General features: G+C 65.3%; 15 protein-coding genes. 12 read left to right on the top strand and 3 right to left on the bottom strand.

Annotated elements, in window-relative coordinates; genetic code table 11:
• The first annotated feature begins 2 nt into the window (after window positions 1-2).
• The 3 genes from AC0Z35_RS26260 to AC0Z35_RS26270 are packed head-to-tail and all read left to right on the top strand — an operon-like array spanning window position 3 to window position 2,736.
• Window positions 3-890, top strand: a complete 888-nt coding sequence (locus tag AC0Z35_RS26260; protein ID WP_104144263.1) for a glycosyltransferase family 2 protein — start codon at window positions 3-5, stop codon at window positions 888-890.
• Window positions 887-1,447, top strand: a complete 561-nt coding sequence (locus tag AC0Z35_RS26265; protein WP_046804121.1) for a putative colanic acid biosynthesis acetyltransferase — start codon at window positions 887-889, stop codon at window positions 1,445-1,447. Before AC0Z35_RS26260 ends, AC0Z35_RS26265 begins: the two co-directional genes overlap by 4 nt.
• Window positions 1,444-2,736 (top strand): WcaI family glycosyltransferase, encoded by a 1,293-nt coding sequence (locus AC0Z35_RS26270; protein ID WP_485133293.1) that lies wholly within the window; start codon window positions 1,444-1,446, stop codon window positions 2,734-2,736. The genes AC0Z35_RS26265 and AC0Z35_RS26270 overlap by 4 nt, the downstream gene beginning before the upstream one ends.
• A 236-nt stretch (window positions 2,737-2,972) precedes the next feature.
• On the opposite strand, the gene AC0Z35_RS26275 is transcribed toward AC0Z35_RS26270, so the two are convergent.
• From AC0Z35_RS26275 to AC0Z35_RS26285, 3 genes are all read right to left on the bottom strand, one after another.
• Entirely contained in the window at window positions 2,973-3,638 is a 666-nt protein-coding gene (locus tag AC0Z35_RS26275) for a response regulator transcription factor (protein WP_046804123.1), read from the bottom strand.
• Window positions 3,639-3,994: 356 nt separating this feature from the next.
• Window positions 3,995-4,744 carry a response regulator transcription factor gene (locus AC0Z35_RS26280; protein ID WP_219990579.1) on the bottom strand — a complete coding sequence of 250 codons (750 nt, stop codon included), beginning with the start codon at window positions 4,742-4,744 and terminating at the stop codon, window positions 3,995-3,997.
• Between the two features lie 563 nt (window positions 4,745-5,307).
• Window positions 5,308-6,912, bottom strand: coding sequence for a glucosamine inositolphosphorylceramide transferase family protein (locus AC0Z35_RS26285; protein WP_046804125.1), 1,605 nt, complete (start codon window positions 6,910-6,912; stop codon window positions 5,308-5,310).
• A gap of 389 nt (window positions 6,913-7,301) precedes the next feature.
• Here AC0Z35_RS26285 and AC0Z35_RS26290 point away from each other — a divergent pair, with 389 nt between their 5' ends.
• The 9 genes from AC0Z35_RS26290 to AC0Z35_RS26330 all read left to right on the top strand — a co-directional run bounded on the left by AC0Z35_RS26290 (window position 7,302) and on the right by AC0Z35_RS26330 (window position 19,954).
• Complete coding sequence (locus tag AC0Z35_RS26290) at window positions 7,302-7,973, top strand: TetR/AcrR family transcriptional regulator (protein ID WP_046804126.1); 672 nt, start codon at window positions 7,302-7,304, stop codon at window positions 7,971-7,973.
• Window positions 7,974-8,049: 76 nt separating this feature from the next.
• Window positions 8,050-10,398: an acyl-CoA dehydrogenase gene (locus AC0Z35_RS26295; protein WP_485133201.1), complete on the top strand. Its 2,349-nt coding sequence runs from the start codon at window positions 8,050-8,052 to the stop codon at window positions 10,396-10,398.
• A gap of 12 nt (window positions 10,399-10,410) precedes the next feature.
• Window positions 10,411-11,706 (top strand): acetyl-CoA C-acetyltransferase, encoded by a 1,296-nt coding sequence (locus AC0Z35_RS26300; protein WP_104144258.1) that lies wholly within the window; start codon window positions 10,411-10,413, stop codon window positions 11,704-11,706.
• Window positions 11,703-13,754: a 3-hydroxyacyl-CoA dehydrogenase NAD-binding domain-containing protein gene (locus AC0Z35_RS26305; protein ID WP_485133200.1), complete on the top strand. Its 2,052-nt coding sequence runs from the start codon at window positions 11,703-11,705 to the stop codon at window positions 13,752-13,754. The genes AC0Z35_RS26300 and AC0Z35_RS26305 overlap by 4 nt, the downstream gene beginning before the upstream one ends.
• A 65-nt stretch (window positions 13,755-13,819) precedes the next feature.
• The gene (locus AC0Z35_RS26310) at window positions 13,820-15,142 is read left to right on the top strand and encodes an OmpP1/FadL family transporter (RefSeq protein WP_104144256.1); all 1,323 of its coding nucleotides are present in this window, start codon (window positions 13,820-13,822) and stop codon (window positions 15,140-15,142) included.
• 56 nt (window positions 15,143-15,198) lie between these two features.
• Window positions 15,199-17,589, top strand: a complete 2,391-nt coding sequence (locus tag AC0Z35_RS26315) for a 3-hydroxyacyl-CoA dehydrogenase/enoyl-CoA hydratase family protein (RefSeq protein ID WP_104144255.1) — start codon at window positions 15,199-15,201, stop codon at window positions 17,587-17,589.
• 10 nt (window positions 17,590-17,599) lie between these two features.
• Entirely contained in the window at window positions 17,600-18,799 is a 1,200-nt protein-coding gene (locus tag AC0Z35_RS26320) for an acetyl-CoA C-acyltransferase (protein WP_485133199.1), read from the top strand.
• 31 nt (window positions 18,800-18,830) lie between these two features.
• Complete coding sequence (locus tag AC0Z35_RS26325; protein ID WP_046804197.1) at window positions 18,831-19,376, top strand: PaaI family thioesterase; 546 nt, start codon at window positions 18,831-18,833, stop codon at window positions 19,374-19,376.
• Window positions 19,340-19,954: a chalcone isomerase family protein gene (locus AC0Z35_RS26330; RefSeq protein ID WP_052945977.1), complete on the top strand. Its 615-nt coding sequence runs from the start codon at window positions 19,340-19,342 to the stop codon at window positions 19,952-19,954. Before AC0Z35_RS26325 ends, AC0Z35_RS26330 begins: the two co-directional genes overlap by 37 nt.
• The last annotated feature ends 1 nt before the right edge of the window (window position 19,955 follow it).

Here is a 19,955-nt window from a genome sequence, read left to right on the forward strand (position 1 = left end):
TCATGCAGAAAATACCGGTATCCGTGGTTGTCATGACGAAGAACGAAGAGCGCAACATCGCCAAGTGCCTGAAGGCGCTGGTGGAGTTCGATGAAGTGTTCGTGGTGGACTCAAACAGCACCGACGCCACCTGCGCGATGGCCACCGCCCTGGGCGCCCGCGTGTCCAATTTCCAGTGGAACGGCAAGTACCCGAAGAAAAAGCAGTGGTGCCTGGAGCAACTGCCCTTCTCGCATCCGGTGGTGTTGTACGTGGACGCGGACGAAGAAATGACGCCGCAGCTTGCCGCCGAAATTCGCGAGGTGCTGCCGCGCTTCGCGGCGGGCGCGGGCGGCGCGTTCGTGCCTTTTGATTACGTGTTCTGCGGCAAGAAACTGGTGCACGGCCACCGCGTCTACAAGCTGGCGCTGCTGGCGCGCGACCAATCGCGCTTTCTGGATTACGACGACCTGGACGTGGCGCATATGTGGGAAGTGGAAGGCCACTACCAACCGCAGGTCAAGGGCGAGACCTTTGCGCTGCGCCAGCGCATGGTGCATAACGACCACGATTCCCTGTTCCACTATTTCGACAAGCACAACCGCTATTCGGATTGGGAAGCCAACCTGCGCACCAAGGGGCTGATGAACGATCCGCGTGAGGCCAACGTGGGCGCGCGCGCGTTGCTCAAGCGCATTTTCCAGGCCATGCCGTTCAAGGCGCCCATCTCGTTCCTGCATTCGTACGTGTTCCGCCTGGGATTCCTGGACGGCAAGGCGGGCTACGACTACGCGGTGGCGCGTGCCATGTACTACTGGCAGATCCGCATCAAGACCGAAGAGTTGCAAAAGGCCCGTCTGGCGCGCGCCAACGGAACCCAGGCGGACGCCGTGCCGGGGGCCGCCAAATGAGCGCGCTTCAGCAATTGGACCGCTTTGCGCTGGCTCCCGGCCAGCGCGGCCGCTCGGCGCTGACGGTGCAACTGTGGTGGACGGTGCAGGCCACGCTGTTTCGATGGTCGCCCCAGGTGGCGTATGGCTTTCGGCGCTGGCTGCTGCGCTGCTTTGGCGCGCAGGTGGGCAAGAAGGTTTTGATTCGCCCGTCCGCCACGGTGACCTACCCGTGGAAGGTGCAGATTGGCGATTACGCCTGGATCGGCGATGACGCGGTGCTGTACAGCCTGGGCCCCATCCACATCGGCGCCCACGCCGTGGTGTCCCAGCGCAGCTACCTGTGCGCCGCCGACCACGACGCCGGCCAGCCCGACTTTCCCTTGCGCGAACGCGCGGTGCGCGTGGAAGACGGCGCCTGGGTCGCCACCGATGTTTTCGTGGGACCGGGCGTGACCATTGGCCGTGAAGCGGTGGTGGGCGCGCGCAGTTCCGTGTTTCGCAATATGCCGGCGGCGATGGTGTGCCACGGCAACCCCTGCCGCCCGGTGCGCCCACGCATGGCGACGGCGCCATGAAGATCCTGATCTACGGGATCAACTACGCGCCCGAACTGACCGGCATCGGCAAGTACAGCGCCGAGCTGGCCGAGTGGCTGGCCGCGCACGGGCACCAGGTCAGCGTGGTGACCGCCCCGCCCTACTATCCGCAATGGCAGGTGCACGACGGCTACCACGCCGGCCGCTATCGCAAAGAAGAGCGGCGCGGCGTGACCGTGCGGCGCGCGCCGCTGTGGGTGCCCGCGCGCCCCGGTGGCCTGAAGCGGTTGATCCATCTGGCCAGCTTCGCGGTGTCCAGCCTGCCCTCGCTGCTACGCGCGGCAGCCGGCCGGCCGGACCTGATCCTGGTGGTGGAACCGGCGCTGTTCTGCGCGCCCGCGGCATGGATCACGGCGCGGCTGTGCGGCGCGCGCGCGTGGCTGCATATTCAGGACTACGAGGTCGACGCAGCCTTTGAACTGGGCCTGCTCAAGGGAGCGGGCCTGCGCGCGTTGGTCAAGCGGGGCGAGCGCTGGCTGATGCGGCGCTTTGACCGCGTATCGACCATTTCGAATCGCATGCTGGACCTGGCCATCGCCAAGGGTGTCGAGCCGGACCGCGCCGTGCTGCTGCCCAACTGGATCGACGTCAACGCCATCACGCCGCGCACGGAGGGTGGCGATTACCGTGCCCAGCTGGGCATACCCGCCAATGCGATCGTGGCGCTGTATTCCGGCAACATGGGCGGCAAGCAAGGCTTGCAGACGCTGGCCGACGTGGCGCGGCGCCTGGGCCGCGAAAGCCGCCTGTGGTTCATCTTTTGCGGTCAGGGACCCGAGCGCGCGCCATTGGAAGCAGCGTGCCAGGGTTTGCCCCGCGTACGCTTCCTGGACTTGCAGCCGGCCGATCGGCTGGGCGCGTTGCTGAATACGGCCGACATCCACCTGCTGCCGCAACGCGCGGGCGCGGCCGACCTGGTGATGCCGTCCAAGCTGACCGGCATGCTGGCCAGCGGCCGCCCGGTGGTGTGCGGCGCGGCGCCGGGCACCGAGCTTGCCGGCGTGGTGGCGCGCTGCGGGCTGCTGACGCCGCCCGAAGACGCCGAGGCCATGGCCGAGGCGGTGCGCAAGCTGAGCTACAACGCGCAGATCCGCGAAACGCTGGGCGCCGCCGCGCGCCAGTATGCGTTGAACCACCTGCACGTGGATGCCGTGCTGGCGGCGGCGGAACGCGAATTCGCCAAGGTGGTGGGCAAGCGTGCAACGAAGGGGGCAGCGGCAACGGCAGCGGCAGCGGTGGATGCCGTCCCGCGCGAGGGCGAACGGTAGCGGCTGGCTGGGCGGGAGATTCAAGCGTTTAAGGAACGGTAGAGATCGACGGATCTCTACCGTTTTTTTTATGGTTTCGGTTCTGGCCTTTTGGTTTTGCCCTTTTGGTTTTGGCCTTTTGGTTTTTCCTTCGGGCTCCTGGCTTGCTTTGCGCTTGCCGGCCGCAGTCAAAAGCAATCGGCAGGGCGCAACCCCGGCCGACAGGCGTGGTGAGCAAGAGACCGCCCCCCTTCCCCTTAGCCCAGCACATCCTTCTTCGGTGTGGGCGGCGGGCCGCCGCTACGCACCAGGCCCATCTGCACCGCGATGTAGGCGGCCTCGGCCTGGTTGCGCGCGTTCAACTTCCAGTACAACGTGCGCGCGTGGCTCTTGACCGTCGCCACGGATATGCCGACATGCTGGCCGATCTCGCGCATGGTCTTGCCTTGCACCAACAGCTGAAGAATCTCTTCCTGGCGTTGTGTCAGTTCACGCAGTTCCTGCATGGGCGCCTGGGCGACGCCTTGGGGCCGCCCGGCCGGTTGCGGATAGCATTCGCCGCCCGCCACGACCAGGCTTACGGCAGCGGCCAGCGCGTCGGGGCTGGAAGCCTTGGGCAGATAGCCCGCCACGCCTGCCCGCGCACACGCCCCCATCACGGCGGGGTCCAGCACGGAATACAGCACCAGCACCAGCCTGGGCATGAAGAAGGCCATGGCCTGCGAGATAAGCCCCATGTCCTGTTCGGCAATGCCGCTGCAACCGATCACCAGCAACTCGACCGGGCGGTTGATCGAACTGGACATGTTAAGTAAATGAGCTGGCGATATAGCCAGGATGTCGTCGGCGTTCCGTACACGCTCCAGCACATGCTGGATCGCGACGCGAAGCAGAGCGTAGTCTTCGATCAGTACGGTTGTCATCCCGGGGAGAACCTTGTGACACATGGCCCATGCACGGTTCCCATGACGTCGGCGCATCACACTGCGATGGCAGGTTCTGTGCGGCGCCAACCCCAAGGGAATCTTGTCCGCGCTATTGGATCGCGATGGCGAGGCGTGGTGGTTCGCGCTCTCGACCCATGCTTGCGGACACAACCCATGCTATCAGCGGCACCGTTCGCTGAATCTCGTTCAGGAGGATGAATGGTGGGGGAAAGCCGCATCCGAAAGGGCCGCGGCAACTGCGATGTATGACTTAGGCGGGATGGTGGGGCGACCCCGGCAGCAACAGAACAGACCTGTTCCTGGCTGCCGGGCAGGCGGCGCGCCCGTTCTTGCTAGCCGAGCTTGCGCCCATAGATCTGCCCGGCGTCCGATTCCCTGCCATTGGGTTCATGCCATTCCAAGGTTGCGCCGCGTTGCAGCGCTGCGTATACGGCTTCGCCCTTGTTCTTGACATGCAGACGCTGATACAGCGTGCAAGCATGCGTCTTTGCGGTAGCGACCGAGATGTTCAGCATGCGGCTGACCGTCTTGATCGGATACCCCCGAGCCAGCAACACCAGCACTTCGTACTGACGCGGCGTGATCTGAAGCAGCTGCGCACCGGCGCTGACCGGCATGGAGCCCTTGCTGGAAGCGTCGTCACCATCACGGGCCGGCAACGCGCAGACCGCCGCGGCAGGCGCTTGCATTGCCTGTTCGCTGGGGAAGCACTGACCGCCGGCCATGACCAGGCGAATCGCGGCTTCCAGGATTTCGACCGAAGCCGTCTTCATCAAGCAGCCATACACGCTGGCGCCAGGCAAACCTTGCACCGGCATCGGCAACGGCATCACATCGGTCAGCAGCAGAATCCGCTTGGGCGTCAAAACGCGCTGAATTTCGTGCAGCGCGCTCCATGCTTCATCGGTATCCACCGGCAACCCATAGATCAAGAGATCGGCGCCAGCGTGCGCGCCATCGGCCTTGGACAAGTCCGCCAAGCCCATACCCTCGATTTCCCACACATCGTCCAACTTGCTAAGTATCTGCCACAACCCCAACCGCAGTAGCGGATGGGCTTCAATCAGGACCATCTTGGCCATGGTGTCCTCCCGGTTTTTCGACGGGCCTAGAAGGGATCTTCGCTGTGCTGAAGACTATTTTTTTTCCAGCCCCGCGGGGGTGGTCCGCAATATCCCGGAATATCTAATGAAGCTGGACCGGGGCATTTGGGCTGGGCAACTTTGGTAGCCAACATAACGGATGGCATGAACCCATCTTATGGTTCGAAACCTTCAAAATCAAGACGTTTCAGGGCGATATAATCCGATAAAAACAGAAATCATTCGTTAGCCTTAATCACTCTCGTAAATACGGATGAGAGCGCCCTCTCCGCCTTTTTACCGCTAGGGTTTTCACTGACTCCCCTGGGGCGATGACGGCTTTCCCCCTATGGGGACCCCGCGCCAAGAGGCTTGATTCGTAACGCTGTCGGCCAAATTGGGGCCATAAAAAAGCCGCGACCGGGCGCAAGCCCCTCACGGCCGATATGCCGAAATTTGGACCAAATAACTTTCGATATGTTTCCGCAGACACACCCCTGCCCGCTGCGGATCGCCGAATCGCAATATAGGTAACATTTTTATTTTGGAACGCTACGCTCCATTTACTCCATATAGGCGAAGTCAAATACGGTATGGCCCCCCTGATGGTGCCAATGGTGCATTGAAGCATGACGCTTGCGCAAAAAGCTGGCGTAGTGGATTTCGCCATCCGTTTCCACATACGTGGACGGCGTCAGCTCTTCGATGCGGTTCAGGGACACGCCCTTGCCGTAGTGGCAAAAGCCTTGGTACTGGGCGCAGCGGATCACCTCTCCGCTAGGCGACACAACGATTCCGGCGTTGCGGGCGCGCATGGGGTTGCGCACGATGGGGTTGCAGGCGTGCGGCGTCCACTCGGTCGAGCGCGGCGAATCCGAGAAAAACGCAAACAGCTCGTCGCAATGGCTTTGGCCGTCCGTTCGATCGATATTTGTTAATAGCCACCAATATTCTCCGTGTTTAAAAATAATGGTATCAACGGCGGATATATTGGTCATCAACGTGACATCAAGCTCCCATTTCAACGGAAATTCAGTGCATTTCCATAATTCAATACTGCGATTTCCACACGTTTCCGGAACCATATACGTCACACCCTCGTGTTCAAAAATATATGGAAACGACAGGTGATAAGGCAGGTTCAAGGCAGTGCCCAACAGCCGGAAAGCCCCGTCGGAGTACGTCGCGACCGAAATCGTACCCTTCCGGGAGGTGAAGTCGTAATCTTCAAAAAATATATATGGTTTTTTATCGTGCGTATAAACAAACGGATCTGCGAAGAACCTACCTTTGGGAGGTTGCAGCACCATGGCTTCCGATACCACCGCCTGTTGCCGGGATGACGGAAACATACCAATCCGCCAGCGCACATTGCGCTTCATGATGCGCCGCACAATCAAATCAGACATTAACCACGCCTGGCGCGCAATATACGCCGCGCTATCCCACTCCGCCGGGTCGGCCCGGCGCGGGCCGCTCATGATCTGCATGTCGGGCGCCGGCTCGCTCTGGCGCGCGCGCGCCAGGGCCTGCAAGGCGTCGTAGAGCATGAAGTTTCCCAGGCTGAACGCGCGCGCCTGGTTCTTCAACCAGAACACTTCAGTATTGAAACTGCGCTGGTCCAGCAGCTCGTCCTGTTCGGACTTGGCTCCCATGCGCCAGAGTTTTACGGTTGTGTGATCCTCGCGATGAAACACCTCCCAGAATCCGGCGTAGCGGCTGGTCGACACGGCGATATCGGAGTAGCTCAATTGCCATACCCCCATCCTCGCCCAGTCGGCCATTTGCGCGCGAGTGGCGCACGAGGCGCCCAGCGTGATGACCAGATCCAGGCCCAGGGCAGTGACCGCGTCCTGCGCGCCGGGCGTGGTCACGCCCGCTTCCAGCGGCAGCACCGGCACTGAGGGCGACGGCATGCTTTTGCGCAGGTCCGCGCAAGACAGCATCTGGCGTTGCTTGGCCGGCAGCATCCGGGCCTCGAAGCGCGACAACGTGCCGAACAGCGCCTTGACCGCCAGGCGCGGCGCCTTCTCGGCCCCCTCGCCGCTCATCACCAATAAGGCCGAGATGTCGAAATCCTGACTATGGACCAGCCAATCCACCATCTCATGCATCCAGCCGGGTTGCTCATACCCGTCAACCAACAGTCCCACTCGGTAGGTTTTCATATGTCCCGCTCCTGTGTCAGGGCGTCTAGGGCGAGCGCACCGGCCTGGTGCGCGGGCTAGCCCCTTGCATCGCCGGTACAACGCAATTGAGTCCTCGCGCTGATACTGCGGCGTTTTTCCCCCGCCTTCCAGACCACATTCATCCTAGGCCGGCCGTCCGAGGACGAACGGTTCAAGCTCGTGCCGGCGGCCGATCCGGGCTCATGCAAGCGCGCCTGCCGGCTCATCCTTCTGGTCTAGCTGACCCGGTATGAAAAGCCCCTTGCCTAGTGCACGAAGGATGCTGCGTCCGTACGTTAGGGGTAAACCCTATTGGGGATAGCCGAGGCTCGCTTCTCGTTCTTCCCTGCCGCATAATGATTTTTAAACGAACGTTTGAATTCAACCTTATGCAAGAAATCAGAACTCCCACTACCCGCGAATCCATCCTGGACACCGCCGAAGCGCTTTTTGCGCAGCAAGGCCACGAGGGCACCTCGATGCGCCAGATCACCGGCGCGGCCGGCGTCAATCTGGCTTCGGTGAACTATCACTTCGGCTCTAAAGAGTCACTCGTGCAAGCGGTGCTGAAACGGCGGCTGGAAGTGCTGAACCGCGAGCGCCTGCGCCTGTTGGACGAACTTGAGGCGCAATCCGAAGGCAAGCCGCTCAAGCCGTCGCAGATCGTCGACGCCTTTTTCGGCACGCTGCTGCGCCTGGCCGCCGACCCGGCCCAGGCCGGCAGCACCTTTCTGCCGCTGCTTGAACGCACCATGACCGAGCCGTCCGATTTCATTCGCGCGCTGTTCGCGGAGGAATACGCGGACGTGCTGGAGCGCTATCGCAATGCCCTGTTCGCCGCGCTGCCCGATGTGCCCAAGGCCGAAATCGTGTGGCGCTTCCAGTTCATGCTGGGCGCCACGTCGTACGCCATCATCGGCACCGACCTGCTGCGTTCCGTCACGGGCTGGCAGCTGGACGAAGCCGAACAACCCGACAACCCCGAACTGCTGCTGCCCCGCCTGATGAGCTTCCTGCTGGGCGGCTTGCGCGCCCCGCTGCCACCGGTGGCCGGCGCCTAGCCGACATCGGCATCAGCATCGGCATCCCCAGAACCAGAACCAGACCGACCAGAACACCCTTTACGGAGACAAAGACATGTCCGCAGTCATCCTCACGCTAGTCGTCATCGCGGTGCTAGCCGCCATCGTGCTGGGCGTGCGGCCACTGCGGCGGGCGCTGTTGTCGGCGCCCATCTTCAACCTGTATCGCAAGGTGCTGCCGCAGATGTCCGACACCGAGCGCGACGCGCTGGAAGCCGGCACCGTATGGTGGGAAGGCGAACTGTTTCGCGGCCGCCCGGACTGGAGCCGTCTGCTGGCCTACCCGCGCCCGCGTCTGACCGACGCCGAACAACAGTTCCTGGACAACCAGGCCGAGCAGGCCTGCCGCATGGTCAATGACTGGAGCGTCACGCAGGAACGCTACGACCTGCCGGCGGACGTGTGGACCTATCTGAAGACCCAGGGTTTCCTGGGCATGATCATCCCGAAGGAATACGGCGGCCTGGGATTTTCGGCCTACGCGCATTCCGAAATCGTGACCAAGCTGTCCACGCGCTCGTCCGCGCTGGCTGTGTCGGTGATGGTGCCGAACTCGCTGGGCCCGGCCGAACTGCTGCTGCACTACGGCACCGACGAACAGAAGAACCACTACCTGCCGCGCCTGGCGCGTGGCGACGAGGTGCCGGCCTTTGCGTTGACCAGCCCGTGGGCCGGTTCCGACGCCGCGGCCATTCCCGACAGCGGCATCGTCTGCAAGGGCGAATGGCAAGGCCGCGAAGTGATCGGCATGCGCGTCACCTGGGACAAGCGCTACATCACGCTGGCCCCGGTCTGCACGCTGCTGGGGCTGGCGTTCCGCCTGTACGACCCCGATGGCCTGCTGGGCGGCAAGAAAGACCTGGGCATCACCTGCGCGCTGGTGCCGCACGACCATCCCGGCGTGGACACCGGCCGCCGCCACTTCCCGCTGAACGCCATGTTCATGAACGGCCCGACGCGCGGCACCGACGTCTTCATGCCGCTGGACTTCATCATCGGCGGCCCGGCCATGGCGGGCCAAGGCTGGCGCATGCTGATGGAATGCCTGGCCGCCGGCCGGTCCATATCGCTGCCCTCGTCCAACACCGGCATGTCCAAGCTCACGGCGCGCGCCGTGGGCGGCTATGCCCGCGTGCGCAGCCAGTTCCGCATGCCCGTGGGCAAGTTTGAAGGCGTGGAAGAAGCGCTGGCGCGTATCGGCGGCCACACCTACATGATGGATGCCGCGCGCAGCATGACGGCGGGCGCCGTCGACCTGGGCGAGAAGCCGTCTGTCGTGTCCGCCATCGTCAAATACCATGTGACCGAACGCGCCCGCCAGGTCGTCAACGACGGCATGGACGTGATCGGCGGCAAGGGCATCTGCCTGGGCCCCAACAACTTCCTGGGCCGCGCGTATCAGCAGATTCCCATCGGCATCACTGTTGAAGGCGCCAACATCCTGACGCGCAGCCTGATCATCTTCGGACAAGGCGCGATTCGCTGCCATCCCTACGTGCTGGCGGAAATGCAGGCGGCGCAATCGCCCAACGCCAAACAAGGGCTGGACGATTTTGATCGCGCGTTCTGGGGTCACGTGGGCTTTGTGGCCAAGAACACGTTGCGGACCCTGGGCACTGCGCTGACCGGCGCGCGCTTTGTTGCCGTGAACGCCGACGTGGCGCCCGACATGAAGGGCTACTACCAGCTGCTTAGCCGGTATTCCGCCGCCTTCGCGCTGCTGGCCGACTCGATGATGCTTGTGCTGGGCGGCAGCCTGAAACGCCGCGAACGCCTGTCGGCGCGCTTGGGCGACGTGCTGTCGCAGATGTACCTGATCAGCGCCACGCTCAAGCGCTTTGAAGACGAAGGCCGCCAGGCCGCCGATGCGCCGCTGGCGCACTGGTCGATCCAGGACGCGCTCTTCAAGTTGCAGGAAGCCTTTGACGGCGTGCTGGCAAACACGCCCAACCGTTTCGTGGCCTGGACCTTGGCGCGTCTGATCTTCCCGTGGGGCCGCACGCAGACGCCACCGTCCGACGCGCTGGGCCAGGACGTGGCGCGGCTGTTGATCAACCCCAGCGCCACGCGCGACCGCCTGACCTCGGGCTGCCACCTGCCCGCCACCGCCGATGAGCCCGTGGGCGCCATCGAACTGGCGCTGGCCGCCACGCTTGCCGCCGAGCCCATCGAAGCCAAGATCCGCGAACTTGAAAAGCGCGGCGCCCTGCAAGGCAACCCGCAAGCCAACGTGCGCGATATCGCCGACGCCGCCTACGCGGCAGGCGGCATCACCGCCGAAGAGTACGCCGTGGTCAAGCAACGCAACAGCTTGCGCGATACCGTGGTGCACGTGGATGATTTCCCCTTTGACCTGGGCAAGGCGCAGGCCGACCGGCCCGCCGCCGAACGCAAGGTCGCCTGACGGAGGAAACCGATGGCATTCAAACCGGTTTACGTCATTGACGGGACTCGCACGCCCTTCCTGAAAGCGCGCACCGGCCCCGGCCCATTCTCGGCCGGGGACCTGGCCGTACAAGCCGGCCGCGCCCTGCTGCTGCGCCAACCCTATGCCCCCACGGATCTGGACGAAGTCATCATCGGCTGCGCCGCGCCGTCGCCGGATGAAGTCAACATCGGCCGCGTGATTGCGCTGCGCCTGGGTTGCGGCAACCACGTGCCCGGATGGACCGTGATGCGCAATTGCGCGTCCGGCATGCAGGCCCTGGATTCCGGCATCGCCAATATTCAAACCGGCCGGTCGCAGCTGGTGCTGGCGGGCGGCACCGACGCCTTGTCCCGCGCCCCGCTGCTGTTTTCCGACGACATGGTGCGCTGGCTGTCCGGCTGGTATGCGGCGCGCGGCATCGGCGCCAAGCTGGCGGCGCTGCGCGGCTTCAGGCTGAAGAACCTGGCGCCCGTCATTGGCTTGCTCAAGGGGTTGACCGACCCGGTGGTGGGCCTGTCGATGGGCCAGACGGCGGAAAACGTAGCCACCCGTTTCGGCATCGACCGCGCCGCCATGGACGCCTATGCGGCCGGCAGCCACCAGCGCGTCCTGGCCGCGCGCGCGGCCGGTGCGCTCAATGAAATCACGCCGCTGATCGATAACAAAGGCAAGCTCTACCCCGACGATGACGGCGTGCGCGAGGATTCCACGCCCGAGAAACTGGCCAAGCTGCGGCCGGTGTTCGACAAACCCTGGGGCAACATCACGGCGGGCAATAGTTCGCAGGTGACCGACGGCGCCGCCATGCTGGTGTTGGCGTCCGAAGAAGCGGTGGCCAAGTGGAACCTGCGCCCCCTTGGCCGCATTGTGGACAGCCAGTGGGCCGGCCTGGACCCCGCGCAAATGGGCCTGGGGCCGGTACATGCGGCCACGCCCATCCTGCAACGCCATGGCCTGGGCTTGAATGACCTGGACTTGTGGGAGATCAACGAAGCCTTCGCCGCGCAGGTGCTAGGGTGCCTGGCGGCATGGCGCGACGATGCCTATTGCCAAGCGCATTTCGGTACGCCAGCATGGGGGCCGCTGGACCCGGCCAAGCTGAATGTGGACGGCGGCGCCATCGCCATCGGCCACCCGGTGGGTGCGTCCGGCGCGCGCATCGTGCTGCATCTGCTTGAAGCGTTGAAGCGCCGTGGCGCCAAGCGCGGCATGGCCGCCATCTGCATCGGCGGCGGCCAAGGCGGCGCGATGCTGGTTGAAACCCTGGACGAGGACCGCCCATGACGACCATGGACACGCTTTCCCACTGGCGCCTGGACCGCGACCCCGACGGCCTGGCCCGCCTGACGTTCGACCGCGCAGGCAGCGCCGTGAACGCGCTGTCGGCCGACACGATGGCCGAACTGGCCGTGGTGCTGGACGCGTTGGACGCCGCGCCGCCGGCCGGCCTGATCATTCAGTCGGGCAAGGCCACCGGTTTCATCGTGGGCGCCGACGTCAACGAATTCGCCACCCTGGACACGCCCGAACAGGCGCGCGGCCTGATCGCACGTGGTTGGAACCTGTTCAACCGCCTGGCCGCCGTGCGCTACCCCACCCTTGCCCTGATCCAGGGCCACTGCCTGGGCGGCGGGCTTGAATTGGCGCTGGCGTGCCGCTACCGCCTGGTCGCCGATCAGCCCGGCACGTCGTTGGCGCTGCCCGAAGTCATGCTGGGCATCTTCCCGGGCTGGGGCGGCATGCTGCGCTTGCCGCAGGTGATCGGCGCGCCCGCCGCGCTGGACATGATGCTGACCGGCCGGGGCGCGGATGCGCGACGCGCCGCCGCGCTGGGCCTGGCCGACGCGCGCGTGCCACCGCGTTTGCTACAGGCTGCGGCGCGCCAGTTGGTGCTGTCGAAAAAGCCGCCGCGCCGCGCGCGTGGTATCGGCGCCTGGGCCAACCGCTGGCCCTTCAAGGCCCTGGTCGCCAACCGCGCACGCAAGCAGATTGCCGCCAAGGACCCACTGGGCCACTACCCCGCCGCCCCCGCCATCGTCACGCTATGGGAAAAGCATGGCGGCAACGCCTTGCAGGCGCCTGACCTGATCGACGCGATCATTTCGTCAGACACCGCGCGCAACCTGTTGCGCGTGTTCCGCCTGCAAGAGCGCCTGAAGGCCAACGGCAAGCAGACCGGCGTCACGCCGGCCCGCCATGTGCACGTGGTGGGCGCCGGCACCATGGGCGGCGACATCGCGGCCTGGTGCGCGTACAAGGGCTTGACGGTGACGCTGCAAGACCAGGACATGGCGCGCATCGCACCGGCCATCGAACGTGCCGCCACGCTGTATGCGCGCCGCCTGAAAGACCCGCGCCTGGTTCGCGCCGCGCTGGACCGCCTGATACCCGATCCCACCGGCGGCGGCGTGCCGCGCGCCGACATCATCATCGAAGCCATCAGCGAACAGCCCGAGGCCAAGCGCGCGTTGTACGCGTCGCTGGAACCGCGCATGCGGGCCGACGCGCTGCTGGCCACCAACACGTCCAGCCTGTCGCTGGAAACGCTGCGCAGCGGGCTGGCTCGCCCCGAGCGTCTGGTGGGCATCCACTTCTTCAACCCCGTGGCCAAGATGCCGCTGGTGGAAGTGGTGCATGCCGAGGGCGATTCGGGCGAGGCCACGGCGCGCGCCTGCGCATTCGTGGGCCAGATCGACAAACTGGCGCTTCCCGTCAAGAGCGCGCCGGGATTCCTCGTCAACGCCGTGCTGGCGCCCTATATGCTGCAAGCCATGCGCAGCGTGGACGACGGCATGGCGCCGGAAACGGTGGATGCCGCCATGGTCGAATTCGGCATGCCGATGGGGCCGCTGGAACTGGCCGACACCGTCGGCCTGGACATTGCGCGCGCGGCAGGCGAGCAACTGGCCGGTGGCGCCGAGCCGCCGCGCTGCCTGGCCGAACGCCTGGCGCGCGGCGACCTGGGCAAGAAAAGCGGCAAGGGCTTCTATACGTGGCGCGACGGCAAACCGGTCAAGCAAGGCAAAGGCGCCGCCGGACACGGCAGCAGCAGCAGCAGCAGCAGCAGCAGCAGCAGCAGCAGCAGCAGCAGCAGCAGCAGCACCACCACCACCACCACCACCACGGCCGCCCCCGCCGGGCTGGCACAGCGCCTGATCCAGCCCTTGGTGGACGCCACCCTGGAACGCGTGCAGTCCGGCGTGGTCGCCGATGCCGACTCGGCCGATGCCGGGGTAATTTTTGGAACGGGGTTCGCGCCTTTCACGGGCGGACCCCTGCATTACCAGGCCAGCCATGCCTGGCGCAGCAGCAAACCGGCTAACGCCGAATAGACCGGGGTCACAAACAGACCGGCAGTGCAAGTAGAGACATACATCCAACTCGAGGAGGCAGTACCATGCGCAGACGTTCATTGTCCCTGAGCACCTTGTCGGCCCTGGTGGTCGGCCTGGGCGCGTCCGCAACGTCCTACGCCGCCGGCTTTCAGCTTTTAGAGCAGAACGCCAGTGGCCTGGGCAACGCTTACGCAGGCTCGGCGGCAAATCCGGAAAACGCCAGCATCATTTACTTCAACCCGGCCGGCATGACGTACTTGCCCGGCGTGAACTTTTCGGGCGGGGTCAATCTGATCAAGCCCTCGTTCAAGTTCAAGGACAACGGCAACAGCCGTAATCCCAGCGTTCCCGGCCTGCCCGGCTCGGGCCTGAACGGGTCGGCCCCCACCGGCGGCAACGGCGGCGATGCGGGCAACCTGGGCGTGGTGCCCAACCTCTACGCCTCCTGGCAATTGAACGAGCAGTGGTACATCGGCCTGGGCGTCGGCGCGCCGTTCGGCCTGATGACCGAATACGACGACGGCTGGGTCGGCCAATACCATTCGAACAAATTCGAGATCAAGACAATCAACGTGAACCCGTCGATTGCCTACAAGGTCAACGAAAAGTTCTCGATGGGCTTCGGGCTGAACTGGCAACACATCGACGCCAACTACAAGAAGAAAACGGTGGTGCCGATTGCGGGCCTGCCGGTCGCCACCAACGGCGACGCCGACCTGAACCTGAAGGGCGACGCGTGGGGCTGGAACGTGGGCTTCATGCTGCAACCCACCGAAGACACGCGCATCGGCCTGTCGTACCGCTCGAAGATCAAGCACACCGCCAAGGGCGACACCGACATCACCAGCATCGGCCCCACCAAGCAATCGGTGTCGTTTGACGCCAAGGCCTCGGTGGACCTGCCCGACACGTTGATCCTGAGCGCCGCGCATCAGTTGAACGAGCGCTGGGAACTGCTGGGCGACGTGTCCTGGACGGGCTGGAGCAGCATCCCCGAACTGAAGATCCGCAACTCCGGCCCCGGCGCGCGCGATGACGAACTGCCGCTGAACTTCCGCGACACCTGGCGCGTCGCACTGGGCGCGAACTACAAGTTCGCCCCCGACTGGAAGTGGAAGTTCGGCCTGGCGTACGACCAGTCGCCGGTGCATGACAAGGCCGACCGCCCCACCTCCCTGCCCGATAACGACCGCTACTGGTTCTCGACCGGCGTGCAGTGGGCGGCCACCAAGAACACCACGCTGGATCTGGGCTACACCTATCTGTACCTGCGCAAGACGGACATCGACACGACGTCCGGCAGCCAGGCGACCAAGGGCCGCGTGGCGGGCACCTATGACAGCAGCGGCCACATCGTCGGCCTGCAACTGTCGTCCCGCTTCTAGCCTTGCGCGGGTGGGCGGCCGCGCGCCGCCCGCCCGCTTTACACAGGAGAATCCCCTTGAGCAAGTTCGTCGTCAAACACGTTGCCGTCCTGGGCGCCGGCGTCATGGGCGCGCAGATCGCCGCCCACCTGGCCAATGCCGGCGTGCCCGTCACGCTGTTCGATCTGGCCGCCCGTGAAGGCGATCGCAACGGCATCGTCAACAAGGCGCTGGCCGGACTGAAAAAACTGGAACCCGCACCGCTGGCCGGCGCGGCCCGCCTTGCCCTGATCACCCCCGCGAACTACGACGACCACCTGGATGCGCTGCGCGGCTGCGACCTGGTGATCGAGGCCATCGCCGAACGCATGGACTGGAAGACGGCGCTCTACGAGCGGATCGCTCCGCATGTGTCGCCCGACGCCATCATCGCGTCCAACACGTCCGGCCTGTCGATCGACGCGCTGGCCAACGCCCTGCCCGCAAGCCTGCGCGAGCGCTTCTGCGGCATCCACTTCTTCAACCCGCCCCGCTACATGCGGCTGGTGGAGATCATTGCCACGTCGCATACACAGCCGGCCGTGCTGGACCAGTTGGAAACCTGGCTGACGTCGACGCTGGGCAAGGGCGTGATCCGCGCACTGGACACGCCCAACTTCGTGGCGAACCGCATCGGCGTGTTTTCCATCCTGGCCGCCATGCACCACACCGCGCGGCTGGGCCTGGGCTTTGACGAAGTCGACGCGTTGACCGGCCCGAAGATCGGCCGGCCCAAAAGCGCCACCTACCGCACGGCGGACGTGGTGGGCCTGGATACGCTGGCCCACGTGGTCGGCACCATGGAAAAGAACCTGCCCGATGACCCCTGGCACCGCTACTTCGCGTTGCCCGACTGGCTGTCGGCGCTGATCCAAAAGGGCGCGCTGGGCCAGAAAACCGGCGCTGGCGTCTACCGCAAACAGGGCCGCGACATCCTGGTGCTGGACCTGAAGGCGCAAGACTATGTGCCCAGCGCCGGCAAGCTGGCCGACGAAGTGGCCGCGCTGTTGAAAGAACGCGACCCGGCCAAGCGCTTTGCCGCCCTTCGCGGCAGCACCCACCCGCAGGCGCAGTTCCTGTGGAGCCTGTTCCGCGACATCTTCCACTACAGCGCCGTGCAGCTTGAACACGTGGCCGACAACGCGCGCGACCTGGACCTGGCCATGCGCTGGGGGTTCGGCTGGTCGCAAGGCCCGTTTGAAACCTGGCAGGCCGCCGGCTGGCAGGCCATTGCCGCCGCCGTGGCGGACGACATCGCCGCCGGCCGCGCCATGAGCAACGCGCCCCTGCCCGCCTGGGTGCGGGAAGCCGACCGCCAGGGCGTGCACGCGCCGCAGGGTTCGTATTCCGCGCGCACGGGCAAGCTGCATCCGCGTTCGTCCCTGCCGGTGTATCGCCGCCAGCTGTTCCCCGAACGCGTGTTTGGCGAAGGCCCCGACGACCGTGGCGTTACCGTCTGGGACAACGAAGGCGTGCGCCTGTGGAACCTGCCGGACGTGGACCCCGGCATCGCCATCCTGTCCGTCACGTCCAAGAACCACACGCTGGGCGGTGAAGTGCTGGAAGGCGTGCTGCAAGCCGTCGCCCGCGCCGAACGCGATTTCGACGGCCTGGTGATCTGGCACGAACCGCCCTTTGCCGTGGGCGCCAACTTGCAGCAGGTGGTGCAGGCTTGCGCCGAGGGCAAGTTCGACATGCTGGAAGCGATGGTTGAGAAATTCCAACGCGCCTCGCAATCGTTCAAGTACGCCCGCATTCCCACAGTGGCCGCCGTGCAGGGCATGGCGCTGGGCGGGGGCTGCGAATTCCTGATGCATGCCTCGCACCGCGTGTTGGCGCTGGAAAGCTATATCGGCCTGGTGGAAGCCGGTGTCGGGCTGATTCCGGCTGGCGGCGGCAGCAAGGAATTCGCCGGCCGTGCGGCGGCGCTTGCCGCCAAGACCGCCACGCCCGGTGAAGTCTTCCCGTACCTGCAACCCGTCTTCCAGACCATCGCCATGGCGCAGGTGGCCAAGAGCGCGCTGGAAGCCATCGACGCCGGGTTCGCCCGCGAGCACGACGTGGTGCTGTTCCATCCCGACGAGCTGCTGTTCGTGGCCATCGGCCAGGCCCGCGCCGCCGCCGAAGCGGGCTACACGCCGCCGCCACGCCTGTCGAACATCCCCGTCGCGGGACGCAATGGCATCGCCAACTTCGAGATGGTGCTGGTCAACATGCGCGAAGGCGGCATGATCAGCGCGCACGATTACCGCGTGGCGCGCAGCGCCGCCGTGGCCCTGTGCGGAGGCGAGGTCGAGACCGGCACGAAGGTGGACGAAGAATGGCTGCTGGCGGTCGAGCGCCGCGAGTTCGTGGCTCTGTTGCGCACGCCTGAAACCCAGGCCCGCATCCGCCACACACTCGAAACCGGCAAGCCGTTGCGCAACTGAGGAAACGATCATGACCAAGCAGATTCAAGACGCTTACATCGTCGCCGCCACGCGCCTGCCGGTAGGCAAGCGCAACGGCGCCTACATCACCACGCGGCCCGATGACATGCTGGCCGCCGCGCTGAACGGCGCGCTGGCGAAGGTGCCGTCGCTGGACACCGCGCGCATCGAAGACGTCATTGCCGGCTGCGCCATGCCCGAGGCCGAACAAGGCATGAACGTGGCGCGCATCGGCTTGCTGCTGGCGGGCCTGCCGCAAAGCGTCGCGGGCGTCACCGTGAACCGCTTCTGCGCGTCCGGCTTGCAGGCGGTGGCCGACGCCGCCGCGCGCATCCGCATGGGCGAAGCCGACATCATGATTGGCGCGGGCACCGAATCCATGAGCGCAATGCCGCAGATCATGGGCAACAAGGTTTCGATGAACCCCGAGATCTTTGCCCATGACGAGAACATCGGCATGGCGTTCGGCATGGGGCTGACGGGCGAAAAGGTGGCGGAACGCTGGAAGGTGTCGCGCGAAGACCAGGACGCCTTCGCGCTGGCCTCGCACCAGAAGGCCTGCGCGGCGATTGCGGCCGGCCATTTCCGCGCCGAGACCACGCCTTATGAAGTGGTATCGCATCTGCCCGACGGCGCCAGCGGCGCGGTGCGGGTGGTGCGCAGGCTGGTCGAGGTGGACGAAGGCCCGCGGCCGGACAGCAGCGCCGAAGCCTTGGCGCGGTTGCGCCCGGTGTTCTCGACGCGCGGCAGCGTCACGGCGGGCAATAGCTCGCAGATGTCCGACGGTGCGGCTGCCGTGGTGCTGGTGTCCGACCGCATCCTGCGCGAATTCAACCTGAGCCCGCTGGCGCGCTTCGTCAGCTTCTCGGTCGCCGGCGTGCCGCCCGAAGTGATGGGCATCGGCCCCGTTGCCGCCATCCCCAAGGTGCTGCAACGCGCCGGCATCACGCAGGACGCGCTGGACTGGATCGAGCTGAACGAGGCCTTCGCCGCACAATCGCTGGCCGTGATTCGCGAACTGAAGCTGGACCCGGCCAAGGTCAACCCGCTGGGCGGCGCCATCGCGCTGGGCCACCCGCTGGGCGCCACCGGCGCGATCCGCACGGCAACCATCACGCACGGGCTGCGCCGCACGGGCGGCAAGTACGGGTTGGTCACCATGTGCATCGGCACCGGCATGGGCGCGGCCGGGCTGTTTGAAGCGATGTAGGCCCATTGCGGAATCGACCGGCATGCCCAGCCTGAAGCCCTATTGGCTTAAAAGCCTGTCGCCGCAATGGCGCGCGCGCCTGATGCGGGTGGGCTTCAACCTGCATCCGGCGTTTCGCGCCACCGGCGGCCGCGTGATGTTTGTGTCGCCGGATTTCCTGCACATCCGCATCAAGCTGCCGCTGCTTCGCCGCACGCGCAACATCGTGGGGTCCATGTACGGCGGGTCGCTGTTTGCGGTAACGGACGGCGCCCACCCGACGATGTTGATGTCGGCATTGGGACCGGATCACATCGTGTGGGACAAGGCCGCCTCGATCCGCTTTCGCAAGCCCGCCTACACGACCCTGTATGTCGACTTCCGGCTGCCGCCCGGGGAAATCGCGGACATCCGCGCCGACCTCGCGCGCGACCACGAAACCACCCGCACGTACACGGTGGAATTGAAGGACAAGGACGGCGTGGTGTACGCCGTCGTGGAACGCACGATCTATATCGCCGACAAGAAGTTCTACAAGCGAAAGACCACAGGAGGAGACACATGCAACGTATCCCTGGAGGGCGATCCACCGCCCTGAGCCGACTTCAGGCAGGCGTTCTGGCCGGCACGCTGGCGGCTGGCCTGGTGGGTGCGCCGGCCTTTGCCGCCGACCTCGACGTGGCGGGCAGGCGCGTGCCGGAACAGCTGTCCGCGGGCAGCCATGCGCTGGTGCTCAACGGCGCCGGCGTGCGCACGAAAATCGTGGTGAAGGTGTACGTAGCGTCGCTGTACGTCACCACGAAAAGCCACGACGCGGCGGCGCTGATCAACAGCACCGAGCCGCGCCGCATCCGTCTTCAATTGCTGCGCGACGTAGACAGCAAAAGCCTGGACGAGGCCTTGCAGGAAGGCCTGCGCGACAATACGCCCAAGGCCGAGTTGGCCGCCATGAAAGCGCCGGCCGACCAGTTGGCCGGCATGATGGCCGACATCGGCGCCCTCAAGGAAGGCGATGTGGTCGACCTGGATTTCGATGCCCGTGGCGTGACCGGGTCACATAACGGCAAGCAACGCGGCCGCATCGACAGCCCCGACTTCGCGCGTGCGCTGCTGCGCGTGTGGCTGGGCGAGAAGCCGGCGCAGGCCTCCCTGAAAAAAGCCCTGTTGGGCAACTAGG

Source organism: Achromobacter sp. 1L-A-4-B-C2 (assembly GCF_057291955.1).